Here is a 17,256-nt window from a genome sequence, read left to right on the forward strand (position 1 = left end):
AGAGAACCTATCGTCGCCACGTGATGCCCGAGCTTGGAAACCCGGACGAGGACTCATCAACGTTATCTGACTGGTGGCTCCCCATGGCCCACCGACTAAGCGCAGTCGAAAGATATCGTCTGGGACAGCGCACAACTGTGAACTTTTGGCAGAACGTTAACGATGCACACCATGTGGATGAACACTATCGACCTTTCATTCAAGCTTGCGCGAGCTCTGGAATCCCCAATTTAAAATGCTTTGAATACGAGGGGCCGGCAGCTCATGTGCAACCAACTACTGCAACCTACTTGAAAGCCTTGACGATTGCTATTGAGGCATCGTAGCTTCGAGCTACATGTTGCGAGGCGCTGATTCGCGTAAGGTCGGGCCCTGTACCCTTGGGGGTAGGACTTTGTGTGGATGAGAAAGCGCCGGATAGACTCGGCTTGACTTCCTCAGTTAGTTGACCGATAGCAGACTCAACAGAGTCGCGAGGAGACCACGATGACAGAATCACCTAGTAGTGCTGAGCAGCAAGGCCCGACCGAAGAGCAAAGACATGGTAGGCAGACAAGCTCGATTCAGACGACGGCGATCGAGGACCTACACGAAACGGTCCAGGTGCACTCCGGACAAACCGTCCATTTCGCCATTGAATCGTACTCCGACACTATGGAGTACGCGAATCCTGCCTTGCTACAAGTGATCGCTTCCGACGAGAGCGGGAAGAGGATACCAATTCCTGGTTGGCCCCGCGTCTCAGCACGTGTAGATGAGTACATCTATCTTCCGCCGAGCGACCCGTCAGATCCAATGTTGACGCGCTTTAGTGTCGAAGTACCAGAGGGCACGGCCACGGTTGAACTTGTGGGGCATCAGTGGCGTGCTCGAGCGCAGACGACTATTGTCGGGAAGCTCGAAATTTTTGGCGGAAGGTCAGAGGTCCCTCCGTTTCGCACCGAACTTGGTACGCGCCTCGAGTGGCCGGTCGAGCTCTACAACGAGCTTGTCGACGTACCCTCCGGCGTGGATTCGCTTGAGATCGACATTCTGGTTGCCGGTACGAAGACCGAAGCGAAGTCGCCACTCGTCTTTGAATTCTACGGTAACCACCATGAAGTGCTTCTTCCTCCGGCGGAGCTGCCGCAGAGTCCTCGCCTAGGTGCTTATCTCTACCTTGTCGCGCCACCCGCCGCGCAAGAACGCAACAAGCTAAAAGTGAGCATCCCTGATGGGGTTGCGAAGATTCGCGTTCACGGAGTGAAGTGGGCCAAGAACCAGGCCAATATTGCCGAGAAGCCTCAATTCCAATTCGAGTCGTCAAGCGGAAGGGAAGCCGTCCTCGAATGTCTACTGAATGGATTTGAGGATTCAGATCTAGTCGTCATTGATACGACAGCTCCGCCACTCGGTCACGAGACTTTGTCACTGCGTCCGAACAACCTATCTATCGAGTACAACAGGGCGGGGTCGAGTGTTCTCTTCGTTCCCTTTGGTGAGCTCAAGGGTTTCCCTCCAATCGTGAAGCCGGGACTTGCACAGGTCGGTCGGCAGAGTGTTTCCTCGCTCGTAGAGGAACTGGTCGAACGTAGAGCCGGTAAATCTAACATCTATATTTGCAGCTCATTCCCCTCACTGGAGTGCGTGACGCGCGCAGAGTATTTGAGGCGGCAAGGCTGGCGCGTGGTCTACGAAGTCCGCGACGACATGGAAGAGTTCAATAGGGTGGGCTACTCCAAGTGGTATCATCCGCTCCTGGAACGTAAGATGCTTTCCATCGCAGACGTTCGCGTTACCGTCTCAGATGCCCTCACACGAAAGATGCGGGCGATGTCGCGTGAAGATTCTACCGTTTCAACAGTACCTAATGGTGTCGCGGCTATGACGCTACGAATGTCGACATCGCTGCGATCCGAAGCGCAGCTCGAGCATCGCAATGCTTCGAACATTATCGGCTATGTGGGGCACCTCACCCCGTCATGGTTCGATTGGGAACTCTTGATTGCCGCAGCGAGGCGTCTTCCCCAATTCAACTTCGAGATCATCGGACACGGGAAGCCTTCGCACCTCGAACTCCCTTTCAATGCTCGCTTCCTTGGATCGATGTCGCACGACGAGCTCCTTCCGCATGCTGCGACCTGGCGAACTGGCATAATTCCATTTATATCGTCGCCTCTAACTCGCGGCGTGGATCCGAATAAGATTTACGAATACTTCGCCTGGGGAATGCGAGTTGTGACGGCCCCTATGGGCTCAGTCCAGCACTATCCGTCGACCTGGGTTTACAGTAGCGCCGAGGAGTTTATTAAATCCATTCAGGAATCAATGGCCACACCAATGGATTCAAGCGAACTTGCCCGCATTGCCGATTTCGCAGAACACTCTTCGTGGCGCAACCGGGCAGACAAAATGATGGAGCTCATTAAGGAAGGCGCATCATGAAGAAGCTTATCGTATACCCGAACGCATCCAGGGGTGGAGTCGCGGCGGTGATCAGAGGACGAGCCGTCGCTGAACCGCAAACGGAGTTTCACTGCATCTTTTTTAACGATCGTGGGGGACGGGATGCGTACAGTGATCTCCCAAACGTTCATGTGCGTGTTGTCCAGAAAGTACGCTCACACAACTATATTTCATACAGCGCTCGTGAGCACAATTATGTGCAGGTGTCCGTTATTGCGTCTCCCGAGACGGTCGAAAAAACCGAACTTCCAGAGATGACTCCGCTAGTGTACGAGTTTCACAGTTCGAACATGGAGATTATTGCTCGCGAGATCGACGCTTTGGCATTCAATAAATTGGACCGTATCGTCGCACCGACTCGCTTCATGGCCCAAAAGATTGCCTCGAGTTTGCCTGCCAGGTCAAAAGTTCAGACGGATGTTCAGCCAAACTTAGTTGATTCGACATCTTTCTACGCCGGGCCTGCAAGGTTGCATCAGTTGGACCCGGTTAGGATTCCGCTGATATGGATTGGGCGCTTCGATAAGGGCAAGGGTTTTACTTCCTTCCTTCGGTTGCTTTCGCTTCTCCCAGATAGCTATGTCGGCGTTGCAGTCACAAGTATCGAAAATGATCCGGCAAGGGCTGCGGAATTCTTAGGCGAGGCTGGCGCGGCTGGGGTATCTGCGCGAGTAAGCCTGCTCTTAAATCTGCCGCAGTTTAAACTGGGCGAGATGTATCGTGAAGCTGTCAGTCTCGGAGGGGCTCTGATATCGACGTCGTTGATGGAATCGTTTGGGTACGCGGTAGCGGAAGCTTTAGCTTGCGAATTGCCTATCCATGCATTTGAGCTCCCGGTGTTTGCGGAGCACGACGATCCTGCCGGCCGCTTGCATCAGGTGCCGATCGGCGATGTGATCGCACTCGCGGATTCTGTCCAGGGGGTTGCACGTGGTTGACGGTGACCCGGGTTCTTACAGCGAATACTTGGACTTAATTAGGTCCCGTGGTTCCATTCCGTTGGATCTATTGCCTCCGATCAAGGACGATAAGCTCGTCGGAAAACGGTTCGTCGAGGAGTTGGGTTTCCGGTCGGCGCGCATACTGCGCCAGTTCGAGCGTATCGAGGATATTGATATCGAGGGCATTTCGGAGCCATTCGTTCTAAAGCCGACCTTCTCTTCGTCGAATCACGGCGTGTTTCTCCTCAGAGGCACCGAGAAAAGCGGTGTGTTCTGGGATGACCAGCACCAGTGCGAGAGGTCTATCGCAGAAATCCTCCAGGTGCTTACGCAGCGATCTGAATCATCTCAGTATGAAGATAAGAGATGGATCGCAGAAGAACGAATTAGAGGCACGAACGACGATTTAGTTCCGCATGACGTCAAGTTTTTTGCTTTCCATGGGCAAATTGGTCTTGTGCAACTCACGGAGCATCGGCGCCCGCGCAATCGTGTTGCTTTCTTCGATGGTGAATTCCGAAGGCTGCCTTTCACGCCGGAGGAGTCGGGTATTCGAGTTAACCCCGCAATTCTTGAACTCCATGAACTGCCTCTCCCGGTGCACGCTTCAGAATTGATCGAAATGGCCAAAGAGATTTCTTCGGCAATGCCGACTCCGTTTGTTCGGATAGACCTCTATGATACTCCTGACGGCCCGGTGTTTGGAGAGTTCACGTTTACACCGGGCACGTTCTATTACGAGGATCGCGAAGTAATGTCGGCTGCGCTATCCAAGCAACTTGGTAGCCTTTGGTTGCAGGCTGAAACATCGCTCTGCGACCGGGATCGTGGGTCTCATAGTGCGAGGGAACTTCTCGGCGTGTTGTCCGCCGGGACGCCGAGAAGGCAAGTTTCTGTCGCTTTGCGGACCGGATCCTTTGCCTTGGAAGATCGGAGTGCGATGGCGCCCGAAATTAGTGCTTTCCGTGGCTCAGCGTCGGATGTCGTTCGGGACGCAATGCACGATGTGCCGATCAGACGATTCACCTCCCTTAGTGATGTAGAAATAGACACTGAGAGCCCTGCAAGATATATTGTTTCGGAGCGGCACGACCCACTCCCGTTGGACTTCCTTGTCTATCCCAGAGATTCAGACCGAGTTCTCGTCGGGCTTCATGGCGCCGAGTTTCGCAAGACTGCGGACCTGCCAAAGTTTCAGTTTGTCCGGTCGTTCTTAACGAGAAGCGAATCTCTGCTATTTCTAGCGGATTCCACGCTACTGCAGAACGACCAGCTCAATTTGGGTTGGATGGCGGGAACTGAAGGGAATCATCTTCTTCCGAGGTATGCCCGGGTAGTAGATCTGGTTCAAGACTCGTTGGCTGCGAAACAGAGCGTGCTTGTTGGGCACTCCGCTGGCGGATTTATGTCAATTGCAATTGGCTCGATGATAGCTGGATCGATCGCTATTTCGGTTAATGGGCAGACGGTACTTGAGAAGTATGAGCCCTGGACTCTGCGGCAGCTGCGGGATGCTGTCTTCTCGGGGACGGAGACTGTTGAGAGTATGATAGAGCGTTACCGCAGTAGGCTTGACCTGCGAGAAATTCTCAGTAACCGATTGGAAGGCACGCGCTTTGCCTACTTCGCGCACGCAGAGGATCCGAACACTATGACCAGATTGCCGATGTTTCCTGCGCTCGCAGAGTACCTGGGCGTAGACCCTTCAGTTGGGGGGCGTACTGAGGCCGGTGACGTGATGTCAGTGTGCCGTTGGCCGACGGCGGAGAATGTGCCGGTCCACGCACTCCCCGGAACTGTGTTGCCCTTTATCGACGCCGTCTTGGGTCAGTCGACGAGCTTTGAGTTTGGTACAACCACCCGCTTGAGCCTTGTTTGAGCATAACTTCTGGGACCGGGGCTGGGTAGTCGCACAGAAAGGGAATGTTGGATTCTGCCTAAGTTTATTCGCCGCCACTCATCATTACCGGCGGGCTTGTCGCCCCATCCAAACTCAATTCTGAAAGCCCACAGATTCCACGCCACATCTCCGAGATTGTCGCCACGCTCATCGAACAGGTCGCCGAAGAACCGAAACGCTAACCTCGATGTTTCATCGGGTTGGTGAGCGGGGGCGGTCGGCGTCGTTGCCGATGCTCAGCTGCTGATTCTGGCATCTGGGTGTGACAGATTGTCGCAGTGTCCGTTGCGGGCGGTCGGGTTCCACTCCCGAGAAGGTGCTGGGGGCCGTAGGGACAGGTGGAGCCGCCTGGTCAGGTCTGCGCGACGGCGGTGCGGAGCCGGTTGACGCCGGTCAGGACCTTAATGGCTTCGGGAGCGTGCTGGGCGAGGTGGAGGATCTTGCGCCGGGCACGGCGCACGAGGATCGCGGGGACCTCGAACAGCCGCGCGCGAAGTCGTTTGGGCTCCCACTTCCTCGCATCAGTACTGGTCAGCGCGATGGTCTGCATCCAGGCGACCAGCTCGGAGGCGAGCTGGATGATCTGGCACCAGATCTGGTTCTGCGCGAATCCCTGCAGCGGGAACTTCTCAAGGCCCATGTCCTTGGCGTTACGGATCCGATCTTCGCAGCGCGCTCGGCGACGGTGTCTCAGCTCCAGGGTCGGCAGCTGGCCGCGCGGGGTGTTGGTCGCGAACGCGGTGATCCGCATTCCTTCGTGGTCGGTGATCCGCAGCTGCGCTCCGGGGTGGGGGCGCTCCTTCCGCACGATCACCCGCATCCCCGCAGGCCAGCCGGTCAGGTCCAGCAGTCCGGTCAGCTCCGCCACGAATGCCCCATCGCGGACGCCATCGTCGTCACTGTCATAGGCGGGGGTCCACGCCGCGGCCTCGTCGATGCGTTTCAGCAGGTCAGGCGTGTTTGCGGGGAGGGTGAACCCGACGGAGTAAGCCAGCCGCCGTCTGGTCAGCCACTGGAGGAAGTCCTTGGTGCCGCCGGCTCCATCGGTGCGGATCAGGACCTTCTTCGATCCCTGCCCACCCCGGACAAGCGGGCCCGCAGGCAGCTGAGCGAGAGCCTGACGGGTGACGGTGATGTGATCGGCAGCCGTGTTGGACCCGGCGTTGCCGGGACGGAGCTGGATCGCCAACGGCTCCCCGGTCCCGTCGCTGCCGTGGTCCAGGAACGCGCACAGGGGGTGAAAGCCGTAGCCACGTTTGAAGTTGGGTGCGGCCTGCTCCTTCTCGCTGTGGGCGGTGATCAAGGTGGCGTCGAGGTCGATGACCAGCGGCTTCTTTGCGCTGGCCGCCGCAGCCGGGGAATGGTCGCCGGCCAGGACCCATGCCCGCTCTCGCGCAACCCGGCGGGCCTGGGAGATCGCTTCGATCACGGCAGGAGCGTCCTGGGCGAGCGCGGTGAGTATGCGGGAGATCGTCGGAGCCGAGGCGACGTCACCGAACACTCCCGGCTCGCACCGCAGCAGATCGGTATCCGAGGCGACCTCCCCGCCCACCGCGAGAGTCATCGCCAGGTCCAGCAAGACCTTCGCCGCGTGGTGCTCTGCCAGCGGTTTCGTCCACGGATCCAGTGCTTCGCGCAGCGAGCGGGCGAGGCCGGTGGCACCGATCGTGTCGGTCAGTAGCACCGCGCCGGCATGCGACACCGCCGGGACCTCGGCGATGTCCACTCGCGGTCGGGGGTAGAAGAACAAGGTAGGGTGGGACACCTGAAAGGTGCTCCTTCCGCCAGATCGATACGAGCTTCAACACCCCGTATCATTCCAGGTCAGGAGCACCTTTCTCTATGCCGTCCGCCGGTCGGGACCACACCACCATGAAATACCGAGGCTAAGCAAATGCGTCAACTCAGGGCGCGGCGGTTCCGTACAGGTCCGTTGCCCTTGCGGGAGGATTGAAGGAGCGATGGGCACGACGCCGAAGGATCGACCACCACGGCCAAAGCCGTGGTGGGTCTTCAGTGTGGTCACCGTGGCGGTGATCCTCGTGGTGACCTCCGTGGTGGTCTCCCGTCCAGGACCGGATCGATCGGAACCGGACGGTTCCGAATCAGCGACTGCGGTCCCAGACGTCTCGAAGGAACCGGTTACCTTTCAAGAATCAACCTCCCTCTCTGTGCCCGACACCATGCGCCTCCCTGGACGCACCTTCGAGGCGGAGGGCGGAAGCACCTACCTCGTGGAATTCGAGGCGACCGCATTGAAGCCGGAGGGATCCCCCGGCTCCGCCATGTACTTCGGTGCCAGCCTCGCCTGCGGCGGGCCGGACGGTGGGACGATCCGATCCGTCGGGGGCACCCAGAACGTCCGCTCGGGAGAGCGCGTGACGATCCGGAACCAATTCCTCCTCGACGCGGATCGCAGCGGCAACTATGCATGCCGAGTCTCGTTCAGCTCGCCGAGCGACGAGGCGGCCGCTGCGGGGACCACGGCGACGATCGACAGCACGTGGAGCGTCGCTCCGGCGCGCTCCGAGGCAGTCGAGGTTCCCGCGGACGAGCGCCTGCCGCGCTTGGTGCAGCCAGGGGAGCGTGCCGCCGTCTTCCGGGCGGAGCGCGAGACCAGCGACGCCTGGGGAGACCATTCCGACCTGTTGAGCACAGTCCATGTGACGTCGTGCACGATGGTCAACGGATCGACCGAGGATGGACGCACGTGGTGCCCCGAGGACCAGGTCGATCCGGCCGGAAGTGCCGTGGAGCTCACCTACCGGCTCGTCTCGATCGACGGGAACGGCGAGGTCTGTGACAGCCGGACCATCGATGTCGAGGACGCGCGGATCGAGAGGCTCACGCACCATCTGGTCCTGCACGGCGATGCCCCGATCGCGCACCCAGCCGATGCTTGCGGGACCAGGCTACGATTCGTCGTGGCGCTGGAGAACGAAGGCCCGGCACCGCTGGTTATCCATCGGAGCAATTCGACGTTCGTCATGAACACCGGTGAATGACCAGAGCGCTGCTCGGCTCTTCGTCTGCGCAACAGCTCTCGACCATCAGGGCTGGGACCGTTGCCTCGGGGGCATCCTGCACCTCGCTCGATACCTCGATACCTAGAAAGGCCTACCGCCCATGGCGCATCTGCGGGACTTCCGGCGGGGATTCATCTGCACCGAAAGGGGCCATCGGTTCGTGGACCCGGGACCGCTGAGCGGCTGGAATCGAGTGCTGACGTCACGATACAAGATCTTCATCCACCCCGAAGCTGATGTCGTGCGGAACGAAGACGATGAGGGTCGACTCGTCCTTGCTATCGGGGACATCTTCAGCACGAGCGTCAGTGCGAGTACTCCCGAGCTGCTCCTGCAGATTGCGGGTGGGGATCGTCGATCGCTGGATGATCTGTCGGGGCGGTATGCCCTGATCGTGATTGAGGGGGAGTCGGCGACGGTACTCCACGATCCGCTGGGGTCTCAGTCAGTCTTCTATACCCTCGGTGAGCCGTCGATTGCGGCTTCGCATTCCACATTGATTGCGGAGTGCGCGGGGATCGAGCTTTCGCCGCGGCTCAAGGAATATGTCCATGGGCCCACCCATGGCGTGGAGGAACAAGGTCTGCAACATGCTGTGTTGGACAGACGGGTCCGGTCCAGCACCCACTGATCCGGGAGAGTTGAGCTGTGTCGTCATCGGTCCTCTTCGCGGGGCGGGGTACAGAGCTGAGCACGCGGTTTCATGCGTCGCGACCCAGCGTAGATGCAGACGGTCACGGCAGTGTCGAATAGACCTCGGTCAGCACCCGTGTATACGTTTCGTTGTCCACGGACCTGTGGCCCTGCCCCAGATCTATGTCCAGGGTCAAAAGGGACTCTGCCTGACCTGCTGACGCGTAGTGCTCGCGAAGCGGTGATTCGTGCTCTGTCACGTGGTGGGAGTCCCCAGAGTTGGAGACGATCCAGGCCCGGGGGTAGTGCCGCGTGTTCTGCATTCGTTCGGCGACGTTGATCCGCTTGATCAGATATCCGTCGGTCGGTGCCTTCCGTAGCCCGAAGGCGGGTTCTGTGGCAGCACCGACGAGGCGAGGCGGATAGCGGCGGAGATCGGTCTGAGGGCTCATCGCCACGACCGTCGAGCCGGGTATATGTGCACCCATCTGGAGCGCTGCGAATCCGCCACCGGAGCTGCCTACCAGGACGATGTTCTGCGCTCCGAGCGACCGCGCGGTGCTCTTGACGAGCTCCGCGAGCCTAGGTGCCAGATCGAGCTTCTCGGTCCCGAGGTACCAGCCGAGACGCAACGACGTGGAGAGATCGAGTGTCGGATCCGCGATCGCCATGGTCGGACCAGCGTTCAGCTCCAGCTGGTGTCGCCAGCGGAGGAAGATGGGAATCCGAACCTTGGCACGGTCGACGGCTCCCTGGAAGAGGACGGTGAGCGTTGTGCCTGCGCGTGGGTCGATCGCGAACGGCACGACGAACGGCCCTTCGATGATGCTGTGGATCGCCGGGCCAGCAGGAGCGATGTTGATCGAACCGGAGTTCCGGTGCGACACGACGGGCAGCGGGTAAAACGTCGGTCGCCAGTCCGAGACACCATCCCAGTTCACCAGAGACGTTCTCTTGGGCTCGATGAGCTTGGGATTGCTGTGTCCCCGTTCGAGCGATCGCAGGTCGGCGATCCCAGCCGCGAGTCCGAGGTCGACGGGCTCGTGCAGTCCTTTTCGCAGTTGTTCCTCATTGAGCTCATTCGCGAGCTCCTCGCGCCGAGTCACGGGCGCATCCCAAGCCTCGAGGCGCGATGCCTCCAGCTTCTCGAACACCTCACGCCGGCTCGCCTTCTCCTGGAAGTGCGGTTTCCCGCTCGCAGTGGGGAACGTGGGTGCTTTTTCCGTGTCCGCCCCGATTGATCCGGAAGTCGGCGGTGACGTCGGAAAGGTTACGGCGTCACGACCGACCAGGATCATCTCAGTGACTTTGCCCGTGCTCACCCGTAGGCAGAAGTATCCTCTCTCGGTGCCGGGCACATTCTCCACGGCCGGCGAGGAGGTGTTCCCGGAGGCCAGGACCGTGATGAACCGGAAGTTCTTCCCGCGCTTAGACGCGTTGACGACGGTCGCCTCAGTCTTCTGCTTCCAGCCGGTGGCCACCCACCCGTCGAAGGGGCTGTTCTGTCCTCGGAGTTGGGACAGTTGCGTCGCCGTTCCCACGTAACTCAAAGAGGCCCTGCATTCGCCGGACGCGAGCTCGGCGCGGTGGCGCGTGATCGAGGCGTCGACGTCCGGGCCCAGCTGCCAACGCTGAATGGCGGTGACGTCATCCCGTGATCGCACGTGGTCGACGATGACGAGATACTCGCCGGCGGTCGAGTAGATGACGCGTCGGGTGAGGGTGACCCCCTCGAAGCTGCTATCGGAGAACAGGAAGTCGTAGGCTCGATCGGTGATCGCGCGCCGACTGAGCTCCACGACGGCATCCTTACGAGGAGTTCTACCCTCGATGGATACCAGGCTGTGCGAGGCCCGGGAGACGAGATGCTTCCGAGGGATGCTGTAGCCGTACTGGAACTTCCCGGGATCGACAAGCCAATTGACGGTGTCGGCGCTGAACGTGATCGACCCGCCATCAGGATGTCCGTGGACACGATTCGCGGCCCCAAAACTGACGGAAAAGAACGTCTCCTCGTCGAGATTCTTCTCGGTCTCTCCCCAGCCGCTCCGCGCGAAGAGATAGCCGCGGTCATAGATCTTCAGGAGATCTGCGGGCGGTTCGCCTTTCGCGCCACCGCTGGTGACGTAGTCCGTGAACGGTGATCGCACATTCTGGGCCGTGCCGCCATCGGTGTCACCGATCGAGACGAAGGTGCCGTCAGGACGGGTGGCATGGGCGATCTCTTCGGGTGCCCGCGCATGACGTTCCGCAGCGGCGGGGCGAGGGGCTCCCTCGGCGTCGAAACGCTTCAGTGCGCGCTCGTACCAGAGGTAGTTGTTGTAGTGGTAGGCGATGGCACCCTCGCCGTTGACGCCCTGCTCATCGTATTCCTCATTGAGCAGCTGATCGAAGCGCTTTATGGCGAGGTCCGTGAACTTCTGGTCGCGGAGGATGCGCCCGCACACAAAGAGCGCCTCGTGCTGATGCATGGCGTGGTTAGCCTTGCCGAGATTCGCCGGATCCGCCATGAATTCGGCATGTTCGCGGATGGTGGCCTCGAGCCATCCGAGATCCTCGGGGGAGCGATTGCGGACGAGCGGCGCAGCCAGACAGAACTGGATAACCCGGATGCCTTCGACCATGTCGCGCCAAACCCACTGGTGTGCAGGGTTCGAGCGCGGGTTGTTCTGCACCCAATCGCGGACGTAGCGGATCCACATATCGTAGGCGGCGTCGTCCCCCTTCATCGCAGCCCGACGCAGAGGATCGAGCCAGCGGAGCATGTGGTACTGGTTCTGCCAATTGACGTCCTCGAAGGGATCGGCAGTCCAATCAATTACATCCGGCAGGGTCCATTCCGGATGCGGTGTCATCGTCAGCTTGCCAGCGAGCAGCTTCTTCACTGTCGGCGCATGGAACGTCGTGCCGAACGACTGGCGTTCGGCGACGGTGAAATCAAGACTCATCGGAGTCGGGCCTCTCAAAGGTTACGACGATGCGCCCGCGGCTTTGCGGGCGCATCGTCCAGGGTATTCAGTTACTCAGCTCTGAGTACGTTTCCGAGATGAGTTGGGCGAGCTGCTTCCAATCACGGTGCTCGACGACCCAGGCCCGTGCCTGGTCGCCGATACGGCGAGTGTGCTCCTTGTCGTTCAACAGCGTGGTCAGCTGTTCGATGAGCGACTCGGAGCTGCCCTTCTCGTGGAGGTAGCCATTCACACCCGGGGTGACGATCTCCTTGAGCGCGGCGACATCGGAGGCAATGACAGCCTTGCCCATCGCCATCGCCTCGAAAGGCTTCAGCGGGGAGACCATCTCGCACACCGGTAGCGGCAGGCGCGGGAACGGCGTGATGTCCACGAGGGAGTAGTAGCGCTCGACCTCCTCATGCGGCACCCGGCCGGTGAACGTCACCACGTGCTCGAGTTCATGCTCCTGCACGTGGTTCTGGAAGCGTTCGAGCTCGGCACCGTCGCCGACTATCAGCACGTGGAAGTCGTCGCGTGAACGGTTCAGCACCTCCGCTGCCTCGAGGATCAGCTCGATGCCCTCATAGTCGAGGACCGAGCCGACATAGCCGATGACCGTCTTGCCCGAGACTCCGAGCCGCGAAGCGAGCTCCTCGTCCCGGGCGATCGGAGTGAAGCGTGAGGTGTCCACACCGTTCGGGACGACACTGATCTTCTCTTCGTCGACGCCGCGGTTGATCATCTCCTCGCGGAGCGCCTCGGTGATCGCGAAGACTCGCGTGGCACCCTTGGCCGCGTCGGCCTCCATGCGAGCGATGTACTTGTACATATTGCTCTTGGCCCATTCGGGGTTGCGGGACCCGCGGGTGACCTCCCAGAGACCGCGCACTTCGTAGATCGAGGGGATCCCGAGCTGGCGAGCGGTCTTCACCGCTGTCAGCCCGTTCCAGTGGTTCGAGGCCGCGTGGATGATCGCCGGTCGCTGTTCCTTCGCGAGATCCAGCAGGACGCTGGAGTACCGCTCGGTGTAGTTGAAGAGCGGATTCTTCTTCTCGATGTCACGGCCCTTGAGCAGGCGGCGGTAGTCGACGTTGCCGATGACCTCGTGCATCGGCACATCAGGCAGGTCCGCTTTCCCTGGCATGTCGTAGGGGTATCCCAGCCGCGTGACCCCGTCGACGTCCCACCCGATACGGTTCAGCTCCGAAAGCAAGCCGTGGGTACGCGTGGCGTATCCGGCAGAGTTATGCGGCAAGGAGTTGTGCAGCAGGTAGAAGACGTGATCCCGCTGGGCCTCGTAGGCGGGCGTCGGCTTCATCTTCGGGAACGGGAAGCCGGTCTTGCCCAGCTGATAATTGCTGACCGCATTCCGCTGGACATCGGCCTGAAGACGCTTCGCCCACGCATCCTCCGGCTTGAGCGCGCGGTACCGCTCCAGATACTCGACGAGCTGCTTCTGCTTGCCAGCCGTACGCGCACGACGAATTGCGCGACGCAGGGCATTGAGCGGGACTGCCTTCATATCGGCGGACTTCAGGAGGTCTGAAGCCACCCCGCGATTCCCGCGCGCGAGAGCAACGGTGATGTGAGCGCGCACCAGATCGTTCTCGCCGATTCCGGCTCCGGAGCCGATCGCCGTGAGCGTTTCCGTGGAGACAGCCTGGTCGAGATAGGCCTGGTTGATCTGCACGATCGCGCGGCTGACCGGATCCCCGGCGGTGCTGATGGTGTCGAGCACTCGGGTGAGCCGGTGCGGGATCGCGTAGTCGAGCGCTGCGCGGTGCTCTGCCGGGTGGGCGCTGATATCTGCTGAGAGGCGATCGAGAGCCCATGAGTTCCGCTCGGCAGGAAGATCCAGCTCGCGCACGAGCTCCAGATAGAGTTCGAGGGCGTCGACCTGGGCGCCGTTCTGCGCAAGCGACAGCGCGAGGACCTCCTCGGCAGTGCTGCCGCGAGAGATGCGGATCAGGAATCGCGCGTACTCAAGCAGAACCTTGGTGTCGAAGCCTGACGCTGCGACGGCCTCGCGGTAGCGCGGGAGGGCCTTCTCTGCTCCCGGGGCATCCAGAGTGAGCTGGCGAAGTTCGGCGAGGATGGCCTTGATGGCGTCGCTCCGCTCCTGCTGAGAGGCTCGCGCGCGGTCGTCCGCTGCCTTCCCGCCACGGAGCCAGGATCTCCCAGCCCCGGAGTTGTTGGCCTGCGTCATCGCCACAGCCCCTTGGTGTCGATGACGATCTTCTCGTTGAGGAGCTCACGGTCGAGCTCCTTGAAGGGGTCGTGATCGACCATCAGCAGCACGATGTCGGCGCGCTCGAGAGCGGAGCCGAGCTCGGCCAGCTCGACGTTCTCGCGCTCTGCGAGTTCCCTCGGGAGCTCGTCGACATTGGGCTCCACGACGAGCACGGCACCGTCGGTGAGCTTCTCCGCCAGGGCGCCGGCGATGTTGCGGCTGGGAGACTCGCGCAAGTCATCGATGTTTGCCTTGAAGGCGATGCCGAGGGCGGCGACCGTCGGATTCTTGAAACGATCCGCCTTCTGCATCACCTTCTCGACCACGAGCTCGGGCTTGGAGTCATTGACCTCGCGCGCGGTGCGGATCAGGTTGGAGTGCTCGCGCTCTGCGGAGACGATGAACCACGGGTCCACAGCGATGCAGTGGCCGCCCACGCCCGGGCCGGGCTGAAGAATGTCCACTCGGGGGTGGTGGTTGGCGAGCTCGATCAGCTCCCACACGTCGATGCCCTGGCGATCAGCGATGATCGACAGCTCGTTGGCGAACGCGATGTTCACGTCCCGGAAGGCGTTCTCGGTCAGCTTGGCCATCTCGGCGGTCTTCGCGTCGGTCAGGAGCAGCTCTCCGGAGCAGAAACTCGCGTACAGGTCGCGGTTCAGCTCCGCGGCTTCACGAGTGGTGCCGCCGATGATGCGGTCGTTCTCGACCATCTCGATCATGATGCGACCCGGCAGCACGCGCTCGGGTGCGTGGGAGAAGTACAGGGAATTCGCGAGGTTCGGCTCCTCGGTGAACTCGGGACGGGCATCGAGGATGACCTTCGCCATGCGCTCGGTGGCGCCGGGAGGTGCCGTGGACTCCAGGACGATCAGCTCGCCGCCCTTGAGCTTGGGCGCGATGCCACTGGCGGCTGTCTCGATGTAGGAGAGGTCGGCGTCGTGGTCGCCCTTGAACGGGGTCGGCACCGACACGATGTAGGCGTCGGCCTCGGGGGTCTCCAGCTGTGCGCTCAGCTTGCCCTTCGCGACCACTCCTGCCAGGACTGACTCGAGTCCGTCCTCGACGAAGGGCACCTCGCCGGCATTGATCGCATCCACGCTCGACTGCTTGACGTCGACACCGATCACGGTCTTGCCTGCCTGGGCCAGAACGGCTGCGGTGGGCAGGCCGATATAACCGAGGCCGATGACTCCGACCGTGTCGAGGGGGACATTCGGGCTCATCAAGGACTCCTCAAGTGGGGATTGCAGCCGGGGGGCGGGATGCCCATACCGTAACGCGGGAGCGAAGGATCGAGGAACGAAACCGCCGCCAGTTGTCACGTGTACAACAGTCCGGGGAGATGCTGGTACCGAGTTCCCCGACCTGTCACGTCGTGTTCATTTCGGGCTCACGTCCGGACCAGCGCACCAGAATGCAGATCGGGCACTCATGCCCGAGGTGCTGTCGACTCGCCACCACCGTCGGACGGGTCCGGCTCCCGGACCGGCTCGAAGCGCAGAAGAGCGACCGCGCCCGGATCACTGGTCACCGTCATCGGGGCGGCACGACCCAGAGTGGCGCCGGCGAACTCGCCCGTGATCGGTGCAGGAGCGGTGAGGGTGCTCTCCTGGGATATCAGCGCCTCGCCCGAGAGGCGGCTGCCCTCGGTGAGCTCCCAGGAAGCAGCGGCCCCGGCCGGCAGTCCCGAGGGCGCGCTGATCTGTACAGGAGCTGCTTCCGCCGTGGTCGGATCGCGCAGGTCCACCACCATCAGGGCGAGCGAACCATCCTCGGCGAGCACACCGTGGACCATCACCATCCCGTCCCCGCTCACTGCGGGGGAGAGAACCCGCCCATCCGGCAGCTGGCCGAGCAGCATGAGCGCAAGGTAGCTGGTGCGGCCCTCGACGATCAGGCCGGGGTCGGCGAGATCGCCGGTGGCGCAGAGTGGACTCATCGGGGCACCACCCTGGCAGGCCTGCAACGTCGAATGGAAGGCCATGCGCTCCACGCCCAGCTCGGCAGCGGTCATCACGAAGTCGACCGTCCACAGCGCCTGGGCGTGGGTTCGCGAGGTGTCATTGGTGCCGGGGCAGGAGGTCGGCCCGGTCTCCTCGATCCACAGCGGCAGGTCATTCTCGGAGGCGACGTCCGCCCCCATGCCGATGATGTGACGGGCTTGTTCGCGCAGCTCCGGAGACGTCAGATCATCCACCGTCGGATTCGCGATCGAGGAAGCCGGGCCTCCGCAGTCCCACAGCGGATACCAGTGCATGGACAGCGCCCGCTGATCAGGGATGCCCGAGTCCGCGAAGGCACGCCACCAGGTCGCGTCATAGGCGCCCGGCCCGGCGATCGGAAGGCCAGGCACCGTCTTCTGGAGGGCCTGCGAGTACTCACGCAGGGAGGCTTGATAGGCGTACGGACCCCAGGCTTCTCCCCGGACGGCGAGCTGTGGCTGGTTCGGATGGAAGTAGCCGTTCGGTTCATTGCCGATCGCCACTGCCAGCAGTCGGTCGCCGAAGGCCTGGTGGGCGTGGGCGGCCATGTCCGCGGCGCGAGCGGGGTCATCGTGGCCCAGATCCAGGGCGATCGTGACCTCGGCATCGACCTCGTCGGCGACAGCCGCCACGCGCTCCAGATCCTTCGGCGTGACGGTCGCTTCGGCCCACTCGGGTGCCGGTTCCCCGCTCGAGGTCCACCACATGCGGCGGTCCACGCCGTTGCCGCCGAAGCGCAGCACCGGTCGGTCCAGCTCCTGCAGGGTCAGGGTCAGATTGGAGCGGTCGGAGTCCCACATCGGGTTCGCCAGCTCCGTCGCATCGAAGCTCAACCCCACTTCGCCGCCGGTCGTGACCGCATCCGGCTCGAGGGCGAGAGAGACGGTGATCGCCTCTCCCTGCGCCTGATCGAGCGGCGTGAGCTCGAGCTCGCCGGGGTCCGGGTCATAGCCCGGCAGTGAGGTGGACTCCCATGGCGGGGGAGGGGGCGACGTGGTCGGTGAAGCGGTCGCGTCGGGCCCGAACGCAGGATCAGGACCGGTCAGCAGCGGGCGCAGCGCGAAGGTCCCGGTGATGACCAGGGCGATCGCGATCAGGGCGGCGCCGAGCAGCAGCCAGCGCTGTCTCGTCACGGTGACTCCGTT

At 61.6% G+C, this 17,256-nt stretch carries 10 protein-coding genes; 5 read left to right on the top strand and 5 right to left on the bottom strand.

Annotated features, from left to right (window positions below; genetic code table 11):
* Nucleotides 1–486 precede the first annotated feature (486 nt).
* From CFK38_RS17060 to CFK38_RS04640, 3 genes are all read left to right on the top strand, one after another.
* Nucleotides 487–2,424 carry a glycosyltransferase family protein gene (locus CFK38_RS17060; RefSeq protein WP_157773351.1) on the top strand — a complete coding sequence of 646 codons (1,938 nt, stop codon included), beginning with the start codon at nucleotides 487–489 and terminating at the stop codon, nucleotides 2,422–2,424.
* Nucleotides 2,421–3,383, top strand: coding sequence for a glycosyltransferase (locus CFK38_RS04635; RefSeq protein ID WP_096802031.1), 963 nt, complete (start codon nucleotides 2,421–2,423; stop codon nucleotides 3,381–3,383). The genes CFK38_RS17060 and CFK38_RS04635 overlap by 4 nt, the downstream gene beginning before the upstream one ends.
* Nucleotides 3,384–3,444: 61 nt before the next feature.
* A complete protein-coding gene (locus CFK38_RS04640; protein WP_157773352.1) occupies nucleotides 3,445–5,265 on the top strand; it encodes an ATP-grasp fold amidoligase family protein in 1,821 nt (606 codons plus the stop codon).
* Nucleotides 5,266–5,638: 373 nt separating this feature from the next.
* On the opposite strand, the gene CFK38_RS04645 is transcribed toward CFK38_RS04640, so the two are convergent.
* On the bottom strand, nucleotides 5,639–7,051 hold the full coding sequence (locus CFK38_RS04645; RefSeq protein ID WP_096801454.1) for an IS1380 family transposase: 1,413 nt from the start codon (nucleotides 7,049–7,051) through the stop codon (nucleotides 5,639–5,641).
* A 196-nt stretch (nucleotides 7,052–7,247) separates the two neighbouring features.
* On the opposite strand from CFK38_RS04645, the gene CFK38_RS04650 reads away from it, so the two are divergent.
* Both CFK38_RS04650 and CFK38_RS04655 read left to right on the top strand, forming a co-directional pair.
* Nucleotides 7,248–8,291: a hypothetical protein gene (locus CFK38_RS04650; RefSeq protein WP_157773353.1), complete on the top strand. Its 1,044-nt coding sequence runs from the start codon at nucleotides 7,248–7,250 to the stop codon at nucleotides 8,289–8,291.
* A gap of 121 nt (nucleotides 8,292–8,412) precedes the next feature.
* Nucleotides 8,413–8,943: a hypothetical protein gene (locus tag CFK38_RS04655; protein ID WP_157773354.1), complete on the top strand. Its 531-nt coding sequence runs from the start codon at nucleotides 8,413–8,415 to the stop codon at nucleotides 8,941–8,943.
* Between the two features lie 103 nt (nucleotides 8,944–9,046).
* On the opposite strand, the gene CFK38_RS04660 is transcribed toward CFK38_RS04655, so the two are convergent.
* The 4 genes from CFK38_RS04660 to CFK38_RS04675 all read right to left on the bottom strand — a co-directional run bounded on the left by CFK38_RS04660 (nucleotide 9,047) and on the right by CFK38_RS04675 (nucleotide 17,244).
* Nucleotides 9,047–11,893 carry a heparinase II/III domain-containing protein gene (locus CFK38_RS04660; protein WP_096802035.1) on the bottom strand — a complete coding sequence of 949 codons (2,847 nt, stop codon included), beginning with the start codon at nucleotides 11,891–11,893 and terminating at the stop codon, nucleotides 9,047–9,049.
* Nucleotides 11,894–11,960: 67 nt separating this feature from the next.
* Entirely contained in the window at nucleotides 11,961–14,102 is a 2,142-nt protein-coding gene (locus CFK38_RS04665) for a glycosyltransferase (RefSeq protein ID WP_157773355.1), read from the bottom strand.
* Entirely contained in the window at nucleotides 14,099–15,352 is a 1,254-nt protein-coding gene (gene wecC / locus CFK38_RS04670) for a UDP-N-acetyl-D-mannosamine dehydrogenase (protein WP_096802037.1), read from the bottom strand. The genes CFK38_RS04665 and wecC overlap by 4 nt, the downstream gene beginning before the upstream one ends.
* A gap of 206 nt (nucleotides 15,353–15,558) precedes the next feature.
* Complete coding sequence (locus tag CFK38_RS04675; protein ID WP_096802038.1) at nucleotides 15,559–17,244, bottom strand: hypothetical protein; 1,686 nt, start codon at nucleotides 17,242–17,244, stop codon at nucleotides 15,559–15,561.
* Nucleotides 17,245–17,256 lie beyond the last annotated feature (12 nt).

The organism is Brachybacterium vulturis, from assembly GCF_002407185.1.
In the GTDB taxonomy this organism is placed as follows: Bacteria; Actinomycetota; Actinomycetes; order Actinomycetales; family Dermabacteraceae; genus Brachybacterium; species Brachybacterium vulturis.